Genomic DNA, 16,967 nt, shown 5'->3' on the forward strand with positions numbered 1-16,967 from the left:
CATCAAAAGTGCTTAACTATGCACCCGCCTACCCAATATGGTGCAGGCTTTGCACCATATTGGGTCACTCACAGTCGTCACGCACCATGTCAGCGATTCGCCATGGCGTCGCTCCCGTCAATGACGATTAATCGCCATAAACGTTGAAGTCGAAATATTTCTTCGCCAGTTTGTCGTAGGTTCCGTCTTTACGCAGCTCGGCAAAGGCTTTGTCGAATGCCGCTTTCAGCTCGGCGTCATCTTTGCGTAAGCCAATGCCGGTGCCATCACCGAAGTACTTTTTGTCTTTCACTGAAGGGCCAGCAAAGGCAAATTCTTTACCTGCTGGTTGTTTCAGGAAGCCTTCGCTGGCGGCCACTTCGTCCTGGAATGCCGCATCCAGACGACCAGCCGCCAGATCGGAATAGATCAGATCCTGGTTCTGGTACGCGACAACATCGACGCCTTTTTCGCGCCAGTCCGCATTAGCAAAGCCTTCCTGCGTGGAGCCCTGCAATACGCCCACGTGCTTGCCTTTCAGCGACTCAATGGTCGGCTGAATCGGAGAGCCTTTGGCGGCTATCAGACGAGAGTCCGCTGCGTAGAGTTTGTCGGAGAAAGCGATTTCCTGCTGGCGCTTCTCAGTAATGGAAAGTGAGGAGATGATGGCATCGATTTTCTTGGCTTTCAGCGACGGGATCAGCGCGTCAAAATCGCTGCCCACCCATGTGCATTTCACCTGCATACGCTTGCACATTTCATTTCCCAAATCAATATCAAAGCCGACAAAGTCGCCTTTCGCATCCTTGGACGAGAATGGCGCGTAAGTGGCGTCTGTACCGATGCGCACTGTCTGAGGAAGTGCTGCATAGCTGCTCGCTGCCGCACTTAATCCCACCAGCAGAGACAGAGCCAGAACCGTCTTCTTCATACATTTACCCTCAAGTGTCGTGATTTTATTATGGTTTGTGTTGTGTGTTGTATTGCAGGCGATCTCTTGCAGGTCTTATGCCATATTGTCGTCTGGTCAAAAAATCGACGTTAAATATGTTAATAAAACGTTGCGACATTGCCTTAATGGTGAAAGATAGCAGGTCTACCGAACGAACCGGAGAGGGAAAAAGGGAAAAAACGGATTAAATGTTGAGGATATGATCGCGGTTGCATATTTGCCCTGAAACAGGGCGACGTGGATTATCATGCACCAGAATTGTGCGAACCGCTAAGCGCCCTGCCAGCGCGTGAAGAGATCGTCAGGAAGCTCAATATCAAACTGATCGACTACACGATTGACGGTCTGATTAATCACATCGTCGAGGGTTTGCGGACGATGATAGAACGCAGGCACAGGCGGCATGATAACCGCACCCAGCTCTGCCGCCTGCGTCATCAGGCGTAGGTGTCCCAGATGCAGCGGCGTTTCCCGCACGCACAACACCAGCGGACGACGCTCTTTTAGCACCACGTCAGCCGCACGCGTTACCAGCGTATCGGTATAACTGTGAACAATGCCGGAGAGGGTTTTCATTGAGCAGGGCAGGATAACCATCCCGGCTGTTTTAAACGAGCCAGAAGAGATGCTGGCAGCGATATCGCGCGCATCATGTACCACATCCGCAAGCGCCTGGACATCGCGCAGGGAAAAATCGGTTTCGAGGGAAAGGGTCTGACGCGCCGCCTGGCTCATCACCAGATGGGTTTCAACCTCCGCAACGTCGCGCAAAACCTGCAGCAAACGTACGCCGTAAATTGCGCCACTGGCACCGGAGATCCCTACAATGAGTCTTTTCATGATTTCGCCCTTTCTTGCGTCAGGGCAGACTTTGCAGGATTTTGCGGGGAGTTGCAAGTGAGGGCATGCACCCTCACCTGCTCTGAGATCAACCTTCGTTGTGCATCTCTAAGCTTTCGAGATCATTTTGCATCTGCACGGCTTTCGCATCGTCGTTGCGCAGTGAATCGAGATAGTCGAGATACTGCTGATCAACGTCTTTGGTCACATAAATGCCGTTAAAAACGGAACACTCAAACTGCTGAATATCCGGATTTTCGGCACGTACCGCGTCGATCAGGTCGTCCAGATCCTGGAAAATCAGGCCATCTGCGCCGATAATCTGGCGGATCTCATCCACTTCGCGACCATGAGCAATCAGCTCATTGGCGGTTGGCATATCAATACCGTAGACGTTCGGGAAACGAATTTCCGGTGCAGCGGACGCGAGATAAACTTTCTTCGCCCCGGCTTCACGCGCCATCTCGATAATCTGCTCGGAGGTGGTGCCACGCACGATGGAATCATCGACCAGCAGCACGTTTTTATCGCGGAATTCAGCGCGGTTGGCGTTCAGTTTACGGCGCACGGACTTACGACGCAGTTGCTGACCCGGCATGATAAAGGTACGCCCAACGTAGCGGTTCTTCACAAACCCCTGGCGATACGGTTTGCCCAGAATACGGGCCATTTCCAGGGCGATATCGCAGGAGGTTTCCGGAATCGGAATAACCACGTCGATATCCAGATCGTCCCACTCGCGGGCAATCTTCTCACCGAGTTTGGTGCCCATGTTTACGCGAGCGCTGTACACCGAAATCTTATCAATGAAGGAATCCGGACGCGCAAAATATACGTATTCGAACAGGCACGGGTTGCTCACCGGATTTTCCGCGCACTGGCGGGTAAATAGCTGGCCCTTTTCGGTGATGTAGACGGCTTCGCCTGGGGCGACATCGCGCAGGAATTCGAAGCCCAGAGTATCCAGTGCCACACTCTCGGAGGCCACCATATACTCAGTACGACCGTCACCGATATCACGTTTACCCAGCACCAGCGGACGAATACCGTTGGGATCGCGGAACGCCACCATACCGTGACCGATAATCATCGCCACGCAAGCATATGCGCCACGGATCAGTCGGTTCGTTGCCGCAATGGCAGCAAAGATGTTATCGGCTTCCAGCGGATAATGGCGGAAGTTATCCAGCTCACTGGCAAAGATATTGAGCAGGATTTCAGAATCAGACGTCGTGTTAATGTGGCGACGTTTCTCTTCAAACAACTTTTTACGTAGCTCGTGAGCATTCGTCAGGTTGCCATTGTGGGCAAGCGTGATGCCATACGGGGAGTTAACGTAGAAAGGCTGAGCTTCGGAGGCGCTGGAACTGCCAGCAGTAGGATAACGAACGTGGCCAATCCCCATATTGCCTTGCAAGCGCTGCATATGGCGGGCTTCAAATACATCGTTGACCAGGCCATTCGCTTTGCGTAAACGGAAGCAGTTGTTTGCATCAATGGTGATGATGCCTGCTGCATCCTGACCACGGTGCTGAAGCACCGACAACGCGTCATAAATAGACTGGTTTACCGGCATGAAACCGGCGATACCGACAATACCGCACATTCGTCTTTTCCTCGTTAAGCCACATCTCAAAGCGTTTTACACTTTGGGCAAGAAACTTGACGAGCTTTGCAGATAGTCAAAGAACCATCTGATGATGAAGCTGAACTGTGGAATCAGCTGGGACTTGCTCCAGTCTTCACTTTTTGAAAACCCGGTAAAGGTATCAAGGAAGAACAGTATCGCAGCTACGATCAGCGCGCCTCGCAGCGCACCAAAACAGATCCCCAGCACCCTGTCCGTTCCTGACAGACCGGTTTTCTCGACCAGCTGACCTATCACGTAATTCACGATAGCGCCGACGAGTAGCGTCGCGATAAACAGCACCGCGATGGCGATTCCATTTCGGACCAGTTCATCTTCAAAGCCCGTGAACCAAACAGACAGGTAAGTGTAGTAATGACTGGCAACAAAGAAAGCACAACCCCATGTCACCAGCGATAACGCTTCACGAACAAAGCCACGGATCAGGCTAACCAGACAGGAAAAACCTATCACCGCAATGATGGCGTAATCAATCCAGACCATATATGTCCCACGATTAAACGCCCTGTCATCCAGTTCGGGGCGAATTCTAACAGAAAAAGAAAACGTTTGCGTAGGGATTTCCTTCCCGCGCGTAAATAAAAAAGGCGCTGAAAAAATAATCAACGCCGTCGGGTTATTGCGCCTCTTCGGACGAATTCCCGCTCCTCCGCCCTCAGGGCAGAGGAGGCAACGCGCACTTAATTCGCGCTGTAATTCATCACCACGCCACTCAGACCGGAGATCTGCTTCAGCTCACCCAGCGATCCTTTCAGCTTATCTTTGGATGCATCCGGGCCGACGAGAATGCGCGTGATTTTACCCTGCACTGGCGTCGAAGGTGAAGTGTAAACGCGATAACCCGCACCGCGCAGTTTACCGACAACCTCGTTGACTTTATCGGCATTTTTCAACGCGCCAAGCTGGACAACATATGCTTTACCGGCTGGCGCAGGCTTCTCTTCCTGAGCCGGTTTTTCCGGCGGTGCTTCCGCCGCGGCTGCAATCTGCTCGCTGGCTTTATCGCGCTGTGGTTTAGGTTTCTCTACGGGTTTGGCTTTTTCGACAGGCTTAGGCTGCACGACTGGCTCCGGAACAGGGTCCAGATCGGTATTGTTGTTTACCGCAAAACGAGAGGGATCGAGAGACGGCGCCGCCGCATCACCGGCACGCACCTCTTCCGCAGCGCCTTCTGGCGGCTGAGCCGGCAGCGCCTGCGTTGCCGCAGGTAGCATGTCTGGCTCATCGCGATCGCCGGGTTTTGGCACCAGCGGGATTGCCGCAAATTCATCCTGATAATGCTTTTTTTGCCCGTCGAGCAGCCCCGGGAGCAGGATCACTCCCAGCGCAACCAGCACAATGGTTCCTGTTAAACGGTTCTGAAACTTACTCGCCACCGGTTCTCCCCGCGTCCATTACTTCCATGACATGTGCCACCGTATGGAATGAACCACACACCAGCACGGTATCTTCAGGTTTAGCATCGGCCATTGCCGCCTGCCACGCCAGCACTACGCTGTCATAGACTTTGCCCTGACCGAGATGTTCCATCAGTTGCTCCGCCGTCGCGCCGCGTGGCCCTTCCAGTGGAGCACAATACCAGCAATCGACCACACTCTCCATGCAGGCCAGCGTGCCTCCAATATCTTTATCATGAAGCATACCGATAACCGCCAAAACGCGCCCGGTTTTTGGCAGGGATTTGAGGCGTTCTGCGAGGTAGGCCGCGGCGTGGGGGTTATGCGCTACATCCAGAATCAGACGCGGTGACTCACTCACAATCTGAAAACGACCGGGAAGAATGGCATGCTGAATACCTTCACGGATTGCCTGCTCGCTCACTTTCAGCCTGCTGGCACGGATAGCCGCAAGCGCGGTTGCCGCATTGGGTTGCGGCACCTGCGGGAGCGGCAGATCGTCAAGCTCGCCCTGCGCATCGCAAAAACGCCAGCTGTTATCCAGAACCTCATACTGCCAGTCCACGCCGCGACGGCGTAAATGCGCGCCCTTTTCCTGAGCCACATCGGCAATGGTGTGCGGCATATCGGGTTCACCCACCACAGCGGGTTTGTGAGCGCGGAATATACCGGCCTTTTCACGGCCAATACTTTCGCGATCCGGGCCGAGCCAGTCGATATGATCCAGTGCGATACTGGTTACGACAGAGACATCCGCGTCCACCATATTGGTCGCATCCAGGCGTCCGCCTAACCCTACTTCCAGGATCACAACGTCCAGCTGTGCTTGCTTAAACAGCCACAGCGCGGAGAGCGTACCGTACTCAAAATAAGACAGCGAAATATCGCCCCGCGCCGCTTCGATTTCAGCAAAGGAAGCCGTATGCGCAGACTCCGGCAACTCACTATTCTGAACGCGTACACGCTCGGTATAGCGCACCAGATGCGGTGAGCTGTAAACGCCCACCGTATAACCCGCCGCCATCAGCATCGCTTCCAGCGTGCGGCAGGTGGTGCCTTTGCCGTTGGTTCCCGCGACGGTAAAGACGAATGGAGCGGGCTTCAGCACATCAAGACGCGCCGCCACCTGGCTCACGCGATCCAGTCCCATATCAATGGTTTTGCTGTGCAGATTTTCCAGATAAGAAAGCCACGTGACCAGGGGTGACGTGGCTTGGGGAATGCTGTGATTTTCCATGATACGCACTTTCAGTTATGTATACGCTTCGCCCTTCAAGCTGTCTCTGCGTTGGCTACGCCTTGATACAACCTGAATGACTTGTGTATCAAATAATTGAAAAGGGCAGCGCCGATCAGCCCTGCCCTTTTGGAGTTATCAGGCTTCTGGTTCCTGATGCGGCACAACCACGCCTTCACGCGGCTCGTCCGGACTCGGCGCCGGCAGATTCATCAGCTTCGCCAGGACACTCGCCAGCTTCAGGCGCATTTCCGGACGGCGAACGATCATGTCGATAGCGCCTTTTTCGATGAGGAACTCACTGCGCTGGAAGCCCGGCGGCAGTTTCTCGCGAACGGTCTGCTCGATAACGCGCGGGCCAGCAAAGCCGATCAGCGCTTTTGGCTCAGCGATGTTGAGATCGCCCAGCATCGCAAAGCTCGCGGAGACGCCGCCCATGGTCGGGTCAGTCAGTACAGAGATGTACGGCAGACCACGTTCCTGCATTTTGCCCAGCGCAGCAGAGGTTTTCGCCATCTGCATCAGAGACATCAGCGCTTCCTGCATACGTGCGCCACCGGAGGCGGAGAAGCAGATCAGCGGACAGTTATCTTCCAGCGCCTGCTCAACGGCGCGGATGAAACGCGCGCCCACGACAGAGCCCATTGAGCCACCCATAAAGGAGAACTCAAAAGCAGCAGCGACAACCGGCATCTCATGCAGAGTACCTTTCATCACGATCAACGCGTCTTTCTCGCCGGTCTCTTTTTGAGCAGAGGCAAGGCGATCTTTGTATTTCTTGGAGTCACGGAACTTCAGCACATCTTTTGGCTCAAGTTCGCTACCCAGTTCTACCAGTGAACCCTCGTCCAGCAGGCTATGCAGGCGATTACGCGCCGACATACGCATGTGGTGGTCGCACTTCGGGCAAACCTCAAGATTGCGTTCCAGCTCCGCGCGGTACAGGACCTGGCCGCAGCTGTCACACTTGGTCCACACCCCTTCAGGAATACTCGCCTTACGGGTGGGGGCTATGTTGCTTTTAATTCGTTCAATCCAGCTCATTGATAACCTTTCTGCCTGAACCTGGTCGTATGCCAGTTTTGCTGTAAGCGGCGCATAATGCCATTTTTGCCACAAACAGACCATGAATGTTGCACATTAAAACATAACAGCCCGAAACTTTGGATAAAAAAGTGGTCGAACCGCAAATGCGTCCTTACTTCGCTTGCTTTGCCGCCGCGCGTTTGTGTCGAACAATTTCAATCACGCCCGGCAGTATTGAGAGCACAATAATGGCAACGATCAGTAACTTAAGATTTTCCTGCACAATGGGCAGATCCCCGAAGAGGTATCCTGCATAGGTAAACAGCAATACCCAAAGCAGTGCGCCAATGACGTTATACGCCGCAAAATGACGATAAGACATATGCCCCATTCCGGCGACAAACGGTGCAAATGTGCGAACGATAGGCACAAAACGCGCCAGAATGATGGTCTTGCCACCGTGGCGTTCATAGAACGCGTGCGTTTTGTCCAGATAGCTGCGACGGAAAATCTTTGAGTTCGGATTGCTGAACAACTTCTCTCCGAACAACCGCCCAATAGTGTAGTTCACCGCATCGCCGACGATAGCCGCAACAATCATCAATGCCACCATCAAATGCACATTCAGATCGTTAGTGGGCAACGCTGACAGCGCTCCGGCCACAAACAGCAGCGAGTCGCCCGGGAGGAACGGAGTCACCACCAGCCCGGTTTCACAGAACAAAATCAGGAACAGAATGGCATACACCCAGACGCCGTATTGCGCGACCAGCTCCGCCAGGTGAACATCAATATGCAGGATGAAATCAATAATAAATCGTATTAAGTCCATATTATCAAAACCTTAATTGCAACTGCGTTAGTCCGCTAAAAACAGCGGGCCCATTGGCGGTTTTGGAAGGTCAAAACGATCCGGGTAATCAACAGAAACCAGATACAGCCCTTCCGCTTTCGCCGTTGCTGCCGCAAGCGTTCTGTCCTTCGCCGCCAGCAGTTCTGCAATCCAGCTCTCCGGCTGGTGTCCGGCGCCTACTTCCATCAGGCTGCCAACGATATTCCGCACCATATGATGTACAAAGGCATTTGCTTTGATATCGACCACCACATATGCACCATAACGACTGACGTTAATGTGCATCACGTTTCGCCACGGCGTGCGCGATTGACACTGCACAGCGCGAAACGAGGTAAAGTCATTTTCGCCGAGCAACAGCTGCGCGGCGCGATGCATACGTTCTGCATCCAGCGGCTCATAAAAATGAGTCACCCCCTGGCTGAGTACCGCCGGGCGCAGCCGCTGATTATAGATAACGTAGCGATAGCGACGAGCCGTTGCGCTAAACCGCGCATGAAAATCATGCGGCACATCTTTGACCCAACGTACGGCGATGTCACCAGGCAAATTCGCATTTACGCCTAACGTCCACGCCGCATCTTTGCGCACTGCCGTGGTTTCAAAATGCACGACCTGGCCCGTGCCGTGAACACCCGCATCGGTACGACCGGCGCACAGCACGTTGATCGGTTCGTTCGCCACCTGAGAGAGCGCTTTTTCCAGCTTTTCCTGAACGCTGCGCACTTCATTCTGACGCTGCCAGCCATAATATTTGCTGCCGTCGTATTCAATCCCGAGGGCAATTTTATGGACTGGCTTTTGTTCCACTTCTGACATCAGTACAGATACTCCTGCACCAGTTTCTCAGCAATTTTCACCGCCATCAGCGCGCCGCCGAAGCGAACGTTGTCGGCCACAGACCAGAACTGGACCTGCTCCGGCATTCCGTAATCGTTGCGCACACAGCCGATGGACAGACGCGCATTGCCGGTCGCATCGCCCACCTGAGTCGGGAATTCAGACGCTTCACTGAGCGAGATATCTTCGCCGCGCTCAAAGGCGTCACGCGCCTCTTCTGCCGCCAACGGACGCAGCGCTTCAAAGTTCACCATCTGCGCGTGGCCGTAAAAAACAGGCGTGTGAACGCAGCTGGCGGAGATCATCAGACCTTCGTCCTGCATAATTTTGCGAGTTTCATCGACAATGCGTCGCTCTTCGCTGACGTTACCTTCACGATCCGGCAGAATCGGCATCATGTTGAACGCCAGTTGGCGGCCAAAGAAGTCGTCATCATCAACCGGGATACCGTTCAGCAATTTTGCGCTCTGCCCTGCCAGCGCATCTACCGCTTTTTTACCGCGCCCGGACACTGAAAGCAGGCTGGTCACGGTAATACGCGATAAACCGCCATCGTCAATCAGCGGCTTCAGCGCGGTCAGCAGTTGGCTGGTCAGGCTGTCCGGCACCGCAATAATATTGCGGTTACGGTAGTCAGCCAGGACAAACGGGTTCACATCCGGCACCACCAGCGGAACATCAGGCTCCAGGGCAAATAACCCGCTCAGATCGATCACCAGACAACCCGCGTTGGCCGCCTCTTCAGCCCACGCCGCCGATGCTTCCACACCCGCAGCAAAGAACGCTAACTGCGCCTGTGTCCAGTCAAACTCCGCGACATCCTGCACGCGAACCGTTTTCCCTTCATAGCGCAGCGCAACGCCTGCGCTTTCAGCACGCGCCAGTGCATACACTTCGCCCACCGGGAACTGACGCTCCGCAAGTGTTTCGAGCAGGGCTTCGCCCACAGCGCCAGTGGCACCCAGTACGGCAATATTCCAGCCTTCAGACATGGTGGTTTACTCCAGAAATGAAACAGCGTCCCCGCCGGAGTCTCCGGCCGGGAGCATTAAGAAGACATTAACGCGCCGGGTTATGCGTAGCGTTGAAACCCAGTTTGTTCAGCAACGCTGCCGCATCGGCATCGTCACAGATCACATACAGGGATGACCATTCGCGGCGTTCGAGATAATTCTTGCGCAACGTGTCAAACTCCCCTGGAATTCCTGCCACTTTTCGCAGCAGCGCATCATCGCGGCGCACATCATACACTAAATGCACCAGCCTTTTTAGCGAAGACTCATCGAGCGGACCGTGCAGTGAGATACGGCCAAATTCCGGTGCAGGCAGCAGCGTATCGAGTGCAACCTGCTGCGGATTCCCGATAAAAGCGCTATAGGCTTCAAAGACCTGAGTGGTCCCGCGCGCTTTGCCTTCCAGCGTATAGCCCGCAATATGTGCGGTGGCAACATCAACATGTCTGAGTAGCGCGACGTCCAGATCCGGCTCAGGCTCCCAGACATCCAGCACCACGCTAAGATCCTGTCCCGCTTCCAGACACGTCAGCAGCGCAGCGTTGTCCACCACCGGCCCACGGCAGGCATTTATCAGAATAGTGCCGGGCTTAAGACGGCGGATGAGCGCCTCGTCGGCCAGATGCAGCGACTTGTACGGGCCATCCTTAAACAATGGTGTATGGAACGTAATGACATCCGCCTGCTCAACCAGTTCGTCCAGCGTGTGAAATTCGCCTTCATCACCGCGATCGGCACGCGGCGGATCGCAGAGCAACGTGCGGATCCCTAACGCCTCAAGCCGTTTTTGCAGACGTCCACCCACATTACCGACCCCGACAATCCCTACAGTGCGGTCTTTCAGCGCAAAACCATCGCGCTCGCCCAGCATGAGCAGGGAAGAAAAAACGTATTCCACCACGGCAATGGCGTTACAGCCGGGGGCTGCCGAAAATCCGATACCGGCCTGAGCCAGCCAGACATCATCCACATGATCGGTTCCCGCCGTGGCCGTTCCGACAAATTTGACGCTCTTCCCTGACAGCAGCGTCTCATTCACTTTGGTGACAGAACGCACCATCAGTGCGTCGGCATCGTCAAGTTCTGCAAGTGGAATGGGACGACCGGGAACAGCCTTGACGTCACCCAGGCGGCTAAAGAGCTCACGAGCGTAAGGCATATTTTCATCAACGAGGATTTTCACGTCTGAGTACCTGTTTGAGAGGAAGTTAACCGGGCAAGTGTGCCATAATCTCGCCGCCAGGCATACTCGTACGGGTCAGCTGGTTTACGGTGAGTCATGACTTTAAGGATTTATAACGATGCAGCCCATTTCAGGTACGCCGCCGCGCCCTCCGGGTGAAGGTCCCGTTACGCCCTCCCCCGCCGGAGAGCAGCCTCTGTCTACGCAGCAGCGCACCGTGCTGGAGCGGCTGATCACTCGCCTGGTGGCGCTCACCTCGCAGCAGAATGCGGAAGTGTGGGCCGGGGTAAAACACGATTTGGGACTGAAAAGTGACACGCCATTGTTGTCGCGTCACTTCCCTGCGGCCGAGCAAAATCTGAATCTGCGCATGAATACCGCGCAGCAAAATCACACCACTCGCCAGATGGTGTCGCAACTCTCCGAGCTGTTAAGCCAGGGGAATAACCGCCAGGCGGTGAGCGACTTTATCCGTCAGCAGTTTGGTCAAACGGCCCTGAGTCAGCTGACGCCGGACCAGTTGAAAACCGTCTTAACCCTTTTGCAAAGCAACCAGCTTTCTATCCCTCAGCCGCAGCAACGGCCTGCGACTGAACGTCCGCTGTTGCCAGCAGAACATAATACTCTCAAGCAGATGGTCACCCGGCTTGCCGCAGCAACGGGCGAATCGAACAAGCTAATCTGGCAATCAATGCTGGAGCTTTCTGGCGTAAAAGCGGGTGAGCTGATCCCGGCAAAACAATTTACCCATCTGGTGACCTGGCTTCAGGCTCGCCAGACGCTGAGTACTCAGACGGCACCTACGCTGCATACGCTTCAGGCCGCGCTGAAACAGCCGCTTGAACCACGAGAATTTGAAGCCGTACGCGAATACGCGCAGCAGAACTGGCAGGTCACGCCGCAAACGGTGCTGACTACCGCGCAGGTGCAGGATTTACTGAATCAGATCTTTATCCGTCGTGCCGAGCGCGACAGCGGCGTTCCCGAAGCCCGAAATATTCAGCCAATTTATAGTCCATTGTTCGCCCCGGTCATGGATACGATGAAATCACTCTCTGCGCGCCCGGGACTGATGTTCATTGCGCTGATGGTCGCTCTGGCGTTGTTCTGGCTGGTTGCCTGATCCTCTCACCCCTCTCCCGCATGGAGAGGGGTGAGATCGTCGTTATGCTTTCCTGAACGCCACCAGCGTGACCACAATCCCCACCACCGCCGAGACGGCTCCCGCCAGGAACACAGACGGATAACCCAATGATGTCGCCAGCAGCCCTGCCAGCGGACCGGTTATGCCATACGAGATATCCTGAAATGCCGCATAGCCACCGAGAGCCGTGCCACGGATTTGCGGCGCGACGCGTTTAACAACCTCAACGCCGAGCGCCGGGAAGATCAACGAGCAGCCGCAGCCGGTTAAGGCCGCGCCCAGCAACGCGATCCACGCATCAGGTGCCTGCCAAAGTAATACCAGACCGAGCGTTTCGATAACCAGCGAAATCACGGCGACTCTGACCCCACCAAAGCGGTCCGGCATCCAGCCAAACAGCACGCGCATCATTACAAAGGCTCCGCCGAATGCGGTTAAGGTGAAGCCCGCCATCGCCCAGCCACGACTCATAAAGTAGAGCGATACGAAGGTGCCAATCACGGCAAACCCTACGCCCTGTAACGCCAGGCCCAGACCCGGTTTCCAGATTTGGCCCACCACGCTCCACAGCGATGGGCGCTCCCCCTGATGAGCAGGCACTTTGCAAACGGTACCGTTAAACGCCCACGCCAGGAGTGGTAACACCATGGTGGTTCCCGCCAGCGCGGCAAAGCCAAAATGGCTGTGGATCAGCAACCCCAGCGGTGCGCCCGCGGCCAGCGCCCCGTAAATCGCCATCCCGTTCCACGACATCACTTTGCCTGAGCGCGCCGGGCCCACCAGCCCCATGCCCCAGGTGAGCGTCCCGGTCAGAAGCTGACTTTCACCAAAGCCCAGGATCAGGCGTCCGACAATCAATAATGCGAATTTATAGATGGCATCTATCGGCAGCAGCGCCGCCAGCAGCCATGCCCCACCCGCCAGCCCGCAGGCAAACATTCCCTGCAGCGCTGAACGTTTAGCACCATGCTGATCGGCAAGCCGACCGGCATAGCCGCGGGTCAATACGGTCGCTAAAAATTGAATTCCCACCGCGACACCGACCAGCGTATTGCCATAGCCCAACTCCTGGTGAACAAACAACGGAATCACGGGCAGCGGCAGGCCGACGGTCATGTAAGTCAGAAATACGGCGAAAGCGATGCGAAACAGCGAGACATTCGCTGAAGAGGATTTTTCTGTTTGAGTGACTACAGTCATGCATTACTCCGAAATGAAGAGTAAGGCGGGGAAATGCCACGCCCCCTCTACCTGACTATCAGGATTAAGGTGCGTTGGTTGACGTTAAACGCTTACGCATTATCAGGAAGATAATGTTGAAGCTGGAGTTTGCCTGTCATATCAGGGCGTTGTCAATGCAAAAAAGGGAGCCTGAGGCTCCCTTTTTCCAGCAAACCGGAGTCTTAAGCCGGCAGCTTACGCATCACCAGCGTGGCGTTGGTACCGCCAAAGCCGAAGCTGTTGGACATCACCGTCGTCAGCGCTTGTTCAGTAGGTTTGGTCACGATGTTCAGACCGGCAGCCTGTTCATCCATCTCATCAATGTTGATGCTTGGCGCGACAAAGCCGTGTTCCAGCATCAGCAGAGAGTAGATAGCTTCCTGCACGCCAGCAGCACCCAGTGAGTGACCGGTCATCGCTTTGGTCGCAGAGATCGCCGGGGTGTTATTGCCAAACACTTCGCGGATAGCACCCAGCTCTTTCACGTCGCCTACCGGAGTAGAAGTACCGTGGGAGTTCAGGTAGTCGATTGGGGTATCAACGCCGCCCATCGCCAGCTTCATACAGCGCACTGCGCCTTCGCCTGATGGAGCAACCATATCTGCGCCATCGGAGGTCGCACCGTAGCCCACCACTTCAGCGTAGATGTGCGCGCCACGCGCCAGGGCGTGTTCCAGCTCTTCAACCACGACCATACCGCCGCCGCCAGCGATAACGAAACCATCGCGGCTCGCATCATAGGTACGGGACGCTTTGTCCGGCGTTTCGTTATATTTGGTGGACAGTGCGCCCATCGCGTCAAACTCGCAGGCCATTTCCCAGCACAGCTCTTCGCCGCCGCCAGCAAAAACGATATCCTGTTTGCCGAGCTGAATCTGCTCAACCGCGCTACCGATACAGTGTGCAGAAGTTGCACATGCGGAGCTGATAGAATAATTCACACCGTGAATTTTGAACGGGGTGGCGAGGCAAGCGGAAACCGCAGACGCCATCGCTTTGGTCACAACGTAAGGACCGACCGCTTTCAGGCCGCGCGGGCTACGCATTGCGTCTGCGCCGAACACCTGAGATTTAGAAGAGCCACCGGAACCTGCAATCAGGCCCACGCGTGGGTTGTTCTGATAAACCTCTTCTTTCAACCCAGCATCTTCGACAGCCTGCTGCATTGAGAGGTAAGCGTAGATAGAGGCATCGTTCATGAAACGGACCACTTTGCGGTCAATCAGACCGGTGGTGTCCAGTTTGACGTTACCCCACACGTGGCTACGCATACCAGAATCTTTGAATTCTTGAGAGAAAGTGATCCCCGAGCGTCCTTCACGCAGAGATTCCAGGACTTCCTGCTGGTTGTTACCGATGCTGGAAACGATGCCCAGGCCAGTAATCACTGCACGTTTCATTCAATACCTCTGTAAGTCATACTATTTTAAGTTTCGAGTCGCACAATAGCGTACACTTGTACGCTGAACAAGTCCGATCAGACAAATTCTGTGGAAATTTGCACCATCGGGCTGACATCGTTAAGATCGTGCCACTGCCTGTCAGACGAGTAACTTACGTGAAACAAAACGCCATACAACCCGCCAACCTTGAGTTCAACGCTGAGGGTACACCTGTTTCCCGAGATTTTGACGATGTCTATTTCTCTAATGATAACGGACTGGAAGAAACGCGTTATGTTTTCCTCGACGGAAATCATCTCGGCACCCGATTTCCTGTCCATCCCCGCAGCCAGTTCGTGGTAGCAGAGAGCGGATTTGGCACCGGGTTAAACTTCCTCACCCTCTGGCAGGCGTTTGACCAGTTCACTGCCGCACACCCTGACGCTACGCTACAAAGATTACATTTCATCAGTTTCGAAAAATTTCCGCTCACCGCTCATGACCTTAACCTTGCCCATCAACACTGGCCCGAGCTCGCTCACTGGGCAGAGCAGTTACAGGTGCAGTGGCCGTTGCCGATCGGCGGATGCCATCGTTTGCTGCTCGACGGTGGACGCGTGACGCTGGATTTATGGTTAGGGGATATCAATGAGCTCACGGACAAACTCGACGATTCTCTGAATCAAAAAGTGGACGCCTGGTTTTTAGATGGTTTTGCTCCTGCGAAAAACCCGGACATGTGGAGCGAACATTTATTCACAGCGATGGCGCGACTGGCACGTCCCGGCGCAACGCTGGCGACGTTCACCTCCGCCGGATTCGTGCGTCGCGGTTTACAGGCCGCCGGTTTTACCCTGCAAAAATGCAAAGGTTTTGGACGTAAACGAGAAATGCTGACCGGCGTCATGGAGCAGGAATTAACGTTTCCCGGCCGCACGCCCTGGTTCTCCCGTTGGCGTGCTGAAACGCGTGAAACGGCGATTATCGGCGGCGGTATCGCCAGCGCCCTGCTTTCGCTCGCCCTACTCCAGCGCGGCTGGCAGGTGACATTATATTGCGCCGATAAGGCTGCTGCGGGCGGCGCGTCCGGTAATCGTCAGGGGGCGCTGTACCCGCTTCTGAGCGCCCACGATCCGGCGCTAAGCCAGTTTTTCCCGACGGCGTTTACCTTTGCCCGTCGGCTTTACGACGCCCTTCCTGTCAAATTTGATCATGACTGGTGTGGGGTCACGCAGCTCGGCTGGGACGAAAAAAGCCAGCGCAAAATCGAGCAGATGCTGAGTCTGGGTCTACCTTCGCAAATCGCCGAGGCCGTCGATGCCCGACAGGTCCATGAGAATACCGGGCTGCAAACCGACTGCGGCGGTATTCACTATCCGGCTGGAGGATGGCTGTATCCGGCTGAGCTCACCGCCGCGGTGATTGAACTTGCGCAGTCTCGTGGGCTGAACGTGCACTACGATGCGGAGCTGGTATCGCTGGCATACGACGAAAAAAATTGGCAGCTGGGCTTCAGCAATGGGATGCAGGCGCAGCACGCCAGCGTGGTTCTGGCAAACGGCTACCGCATGGGTGATTTTCCGCAAACAGAGAATCTTCCGGTCTATCCGGTTAGCGGTCAGGTGAGCCATGTTCCCACCACGCCGGCCTTGAGCCATCTTCGCCAGGTGCTGTGTTACGACGGTTATTTGACGCCGCAAAATCCGGCTAACGGTCATCACTGCGTGGGGGCCAGCTATCATCGCGGCGAGACAGAAGCGCGCTACAGCGAAGAGGATCAGCAGCAGAATCGCCAGCGTTTGATTGACTGCTTCCCGCAGGCCGACTGGGCAAAAGAGGTGGATGTAAGCAGCGGCCAGGCGCGTTGCGGCGTGCGCTGCGCCACCCGCGATCATCTTCCTGCAATCGGCAACGTGCCGGATTACGACGCAACGCTCGCCGCCTATCAGGATCTCGCGGAACACAAAGAGTCCGCCGTGGATGCACCGGTTTATCCCAACCTTTTCATGATTGGCGCGCTGGGTTCGCGAGGATTATGTTCCGCCCCGCTGGCGGCAGAAATTCTGGCATCGCAGATGAGCGATGAGCCGATCCCGCTTGATAGAACGACGCTGGCTGGGTTGAATCCAAATCGGTTGTGGGTAAGGAAGTTGTTGAAGGGGAAACCGGTGAAGTCGGGTGCGGACTGAAGCTCTCACCCCGCCCCTCTCCCACAGGAGAGGGAGAAAACACTAAAAACGACAACCAAAGGT

The 16,967-nt window shown here is 55.2% G+C and carries 15 protein-coding genes; 2 read left to right on the forward strand and 13 right to left on the reverse strand.

What is annotated here, in order from left to right:
- Window positions 1-127 precede the first annotated feature (127 nt).
- The 11 genes from argT to pdxB form a co-directional block, all read right to left on the reverse strand.
- On the reverse strand, window positions 128-910 hold the full coding sequence (gene argT, locus SOM82_RS14125; protein ID WP_154127465.1) for a lysine/arginine/ornithine ABC transporter substrate-binding protein ArgT: 783 nt from the start codon (window positions 908-910) through the stop codon (window positions 128-130).
- 291 nt (window positions 911-1,201) lie between these two features.
- Complete coding sequence (locus tag SOM82_RS14130) at window positions 1,202-1,771, reverse strand: UbiX family flavin prenyltransferase (RefSeq protein WP_154127466.1); 570 nt, start codon at window positions 1,769-1,771, stop codon at window positions 1,202-1,204.
- An 88-nt stretch (window positions 1,772-1,859) separates the two neighbouring features.
- Entirely contained in the window at window positions 1,860-3,377 is a 1,518-nt protein-coding gene (gene purF, locus SOM82_RS14135; RefSeq protein WP_320459716.1) for an amidophosphoribosyltransferase, read from the reverse strand.
- Between the two features lie 36 nt (window positions 3,378-3,413).
- Entirely contained in the window at window positions 3,414-3,902 is a 489-nt protein-coding gene (gene cvpA / locus SOM82_RS14140) for a colicin V production protein (RefSeq protein WP_154127468.1), read from the reverse strand.
- Window positions 3,903-4,099: 197 nt separating this feature from the next.
- A complete protein-coding gene (dedD, locus tag SOM82_RS14145; protein WP_320459715.1) occupies window positions 4,100-4,795 on the reverse strand; it encodes a cell division protein DedD in 696 nt (231 codons plus the stop codon).
- Complete coding sequence (folC, locus tag SOM82_RS14150; protein WP_320459714.1) at window positions 4,785-6,053, reverse strand: bifunctional tetrahydrofolate synthase/dihydrofolate synthase; 1,269 nt, start codon at window positions 6,051-6,053, stop codon at window positions 4,785-4,787. The genes dedD and folC overlap by 11 nt, the downstream gene beginning before the upstream one ends.
- A gap of 138 nt (window positions 6,054-6,191) precedes the next feature.
- Window positions 6,192-7,097, reverse strand: a complete 906-nt coding sequence (accD, locus tag SOM82_RS14155; RefSeq protein WP_154127470.1) for an acetyl-CoA carboxylase, carboxyltransferase subunit beta — start codon at window positions 7,095-7,097, stop codon at window positions 6,192-6,194.
- Window positions 7,098-7,251: 154 nt separating this feature from the next.
- Window positions 7,252-7,911: a DedA family protein gene (locus SOM82_RS14160; RefSeq protein ID WP_154127471.1), complete on the reverse strand. Its 660-nt coding sequence runs from the start codon at window positions 7,909-7,911 to the stop codon at window positions 7,252-7,254.
- Between the two features lie 27 nt (window positions 7,912-7,938).
- On the reverse strand, window positions 7,939-8,751 hold the full coding sequence (gene truA, locus SOM82_RS14165; protein WP_320459713.1) for a tRNA pseudouridine(38-40) synthase TruA: 813 nt from the start codon (window positions 8,749-8,751) through the stop codon (window positions 7,939-7,941).
- On the reverse strand, window positions 8,751-9,764 hold the full coding sequence (locus SOM82_RS14170) for an aspartate-semialdehyde dehydrogenase (protein WP_320459712.1): 1,014 nt from the start codon (window positions 9,762-9,764) through the stop codon (window positions 8,751-8,753). Before SOM82_RS14170 ends, truA begins: the two co-directional genes overlap by 1 nt.
- 67 nt (window positions 9,765-9,831) lie before the next feature.
- Window positions 9,832-10,968 carry a 4-phosphoerythronate dehydrogenase PdxB gene (gene pdxB, locus SOM82_RS14175; RefSeq protein ID WP_320459711.1) on the reverse strand — a complete coding sequence of 379 codons (1,137 nt, stop codon included), beginning with the start codon at window positions 10,966-10,968 and terminating at the stop codon, window positions 9,832-9,834.
- Between the two features lie 118 nt (window positions 10,969-11,086).
- On the opposite strand from pdxB, the gene flk reads away from it, so the two are divergent.
- Window positions 11,087-12,091 (forward strand): flagella biosynthesis regulator Flk, encoded by a 1,005-nt coding sequence (flk, locus tag SOM82_RS14180; protein WP_320459710.1) that lies wholly within the window; start codon window positions 11,087-11,089, stop codon window positions 12,089-12,091.
- Between the two features lie 42 nt (window positions 12,092-12,133).
- Here the strand turns inward: flk and SOM82_RS14185 are convergent, their stop codons facing one another.
- Together SOM82_RS14185 and fabB are read right to left on the reverse strand one after the other, a co-directional pair.
- On the reverse strand, window positions 12,134-13,312 hold the full coding sequence (locus SOM82_RS14185) for an MFS transporter (protein WP_320459709.1): 1,179 nt from the start codon (window positions 13,310-13,312) through the stop codon (window positions 12,134-12,136).
- 203 nt (window positions 13,313-13,515) lie between these two features.
- Window positions 13,516-14,733 carry a beta-ketoacyl-ACP synthase I gene (fabB, locus tag SOM82_RS14190; protein ID WP_320459708.1) on the reverse strand — a complete coding sequence of 406 codons (1,218 nt, stop codon included), beginning with the start codon at window positions 14,731-14,733 and terminating at the stop codon, window positions 13,516-13,518.
- Window positions 14,734-14,891: 158 nt separating this feature from the next.
- Here fabB and mnmC point away from each other — a divergent pair, with 158 nt between their 5' ends.
- Complete coding sequence (mnmC, locus tag SOM82_RS14195; RefSeq protein ID WP_320459707.1) at window positions 14,892-16,904, forward strand: bifunctional tRNA (5-methylaminomethyl-2-thiouridine)(34)-methyltransferase MnmC2/FAD-dependent 5-carboxymethylaminomethyl-2-thiouridine(34) oxidoreductase MnmC1; 2,013 nt, start codon at window positions 14,892-14,894, stop codon at window positions 16,902-16,904.
- Window positions 16,905-16,967: the final 63 nt, after the last annotated feature.

The organism is Lelliottia sp. CFBP8978 (genome assembly GCF_034046055.2).
Taxonomy (GTDB): domain Bacteria; phylum Pseudomonadota; class Gammaproteobacteria; order Enterobacterales; family Enterobacteriaceae; genus Enterobacter.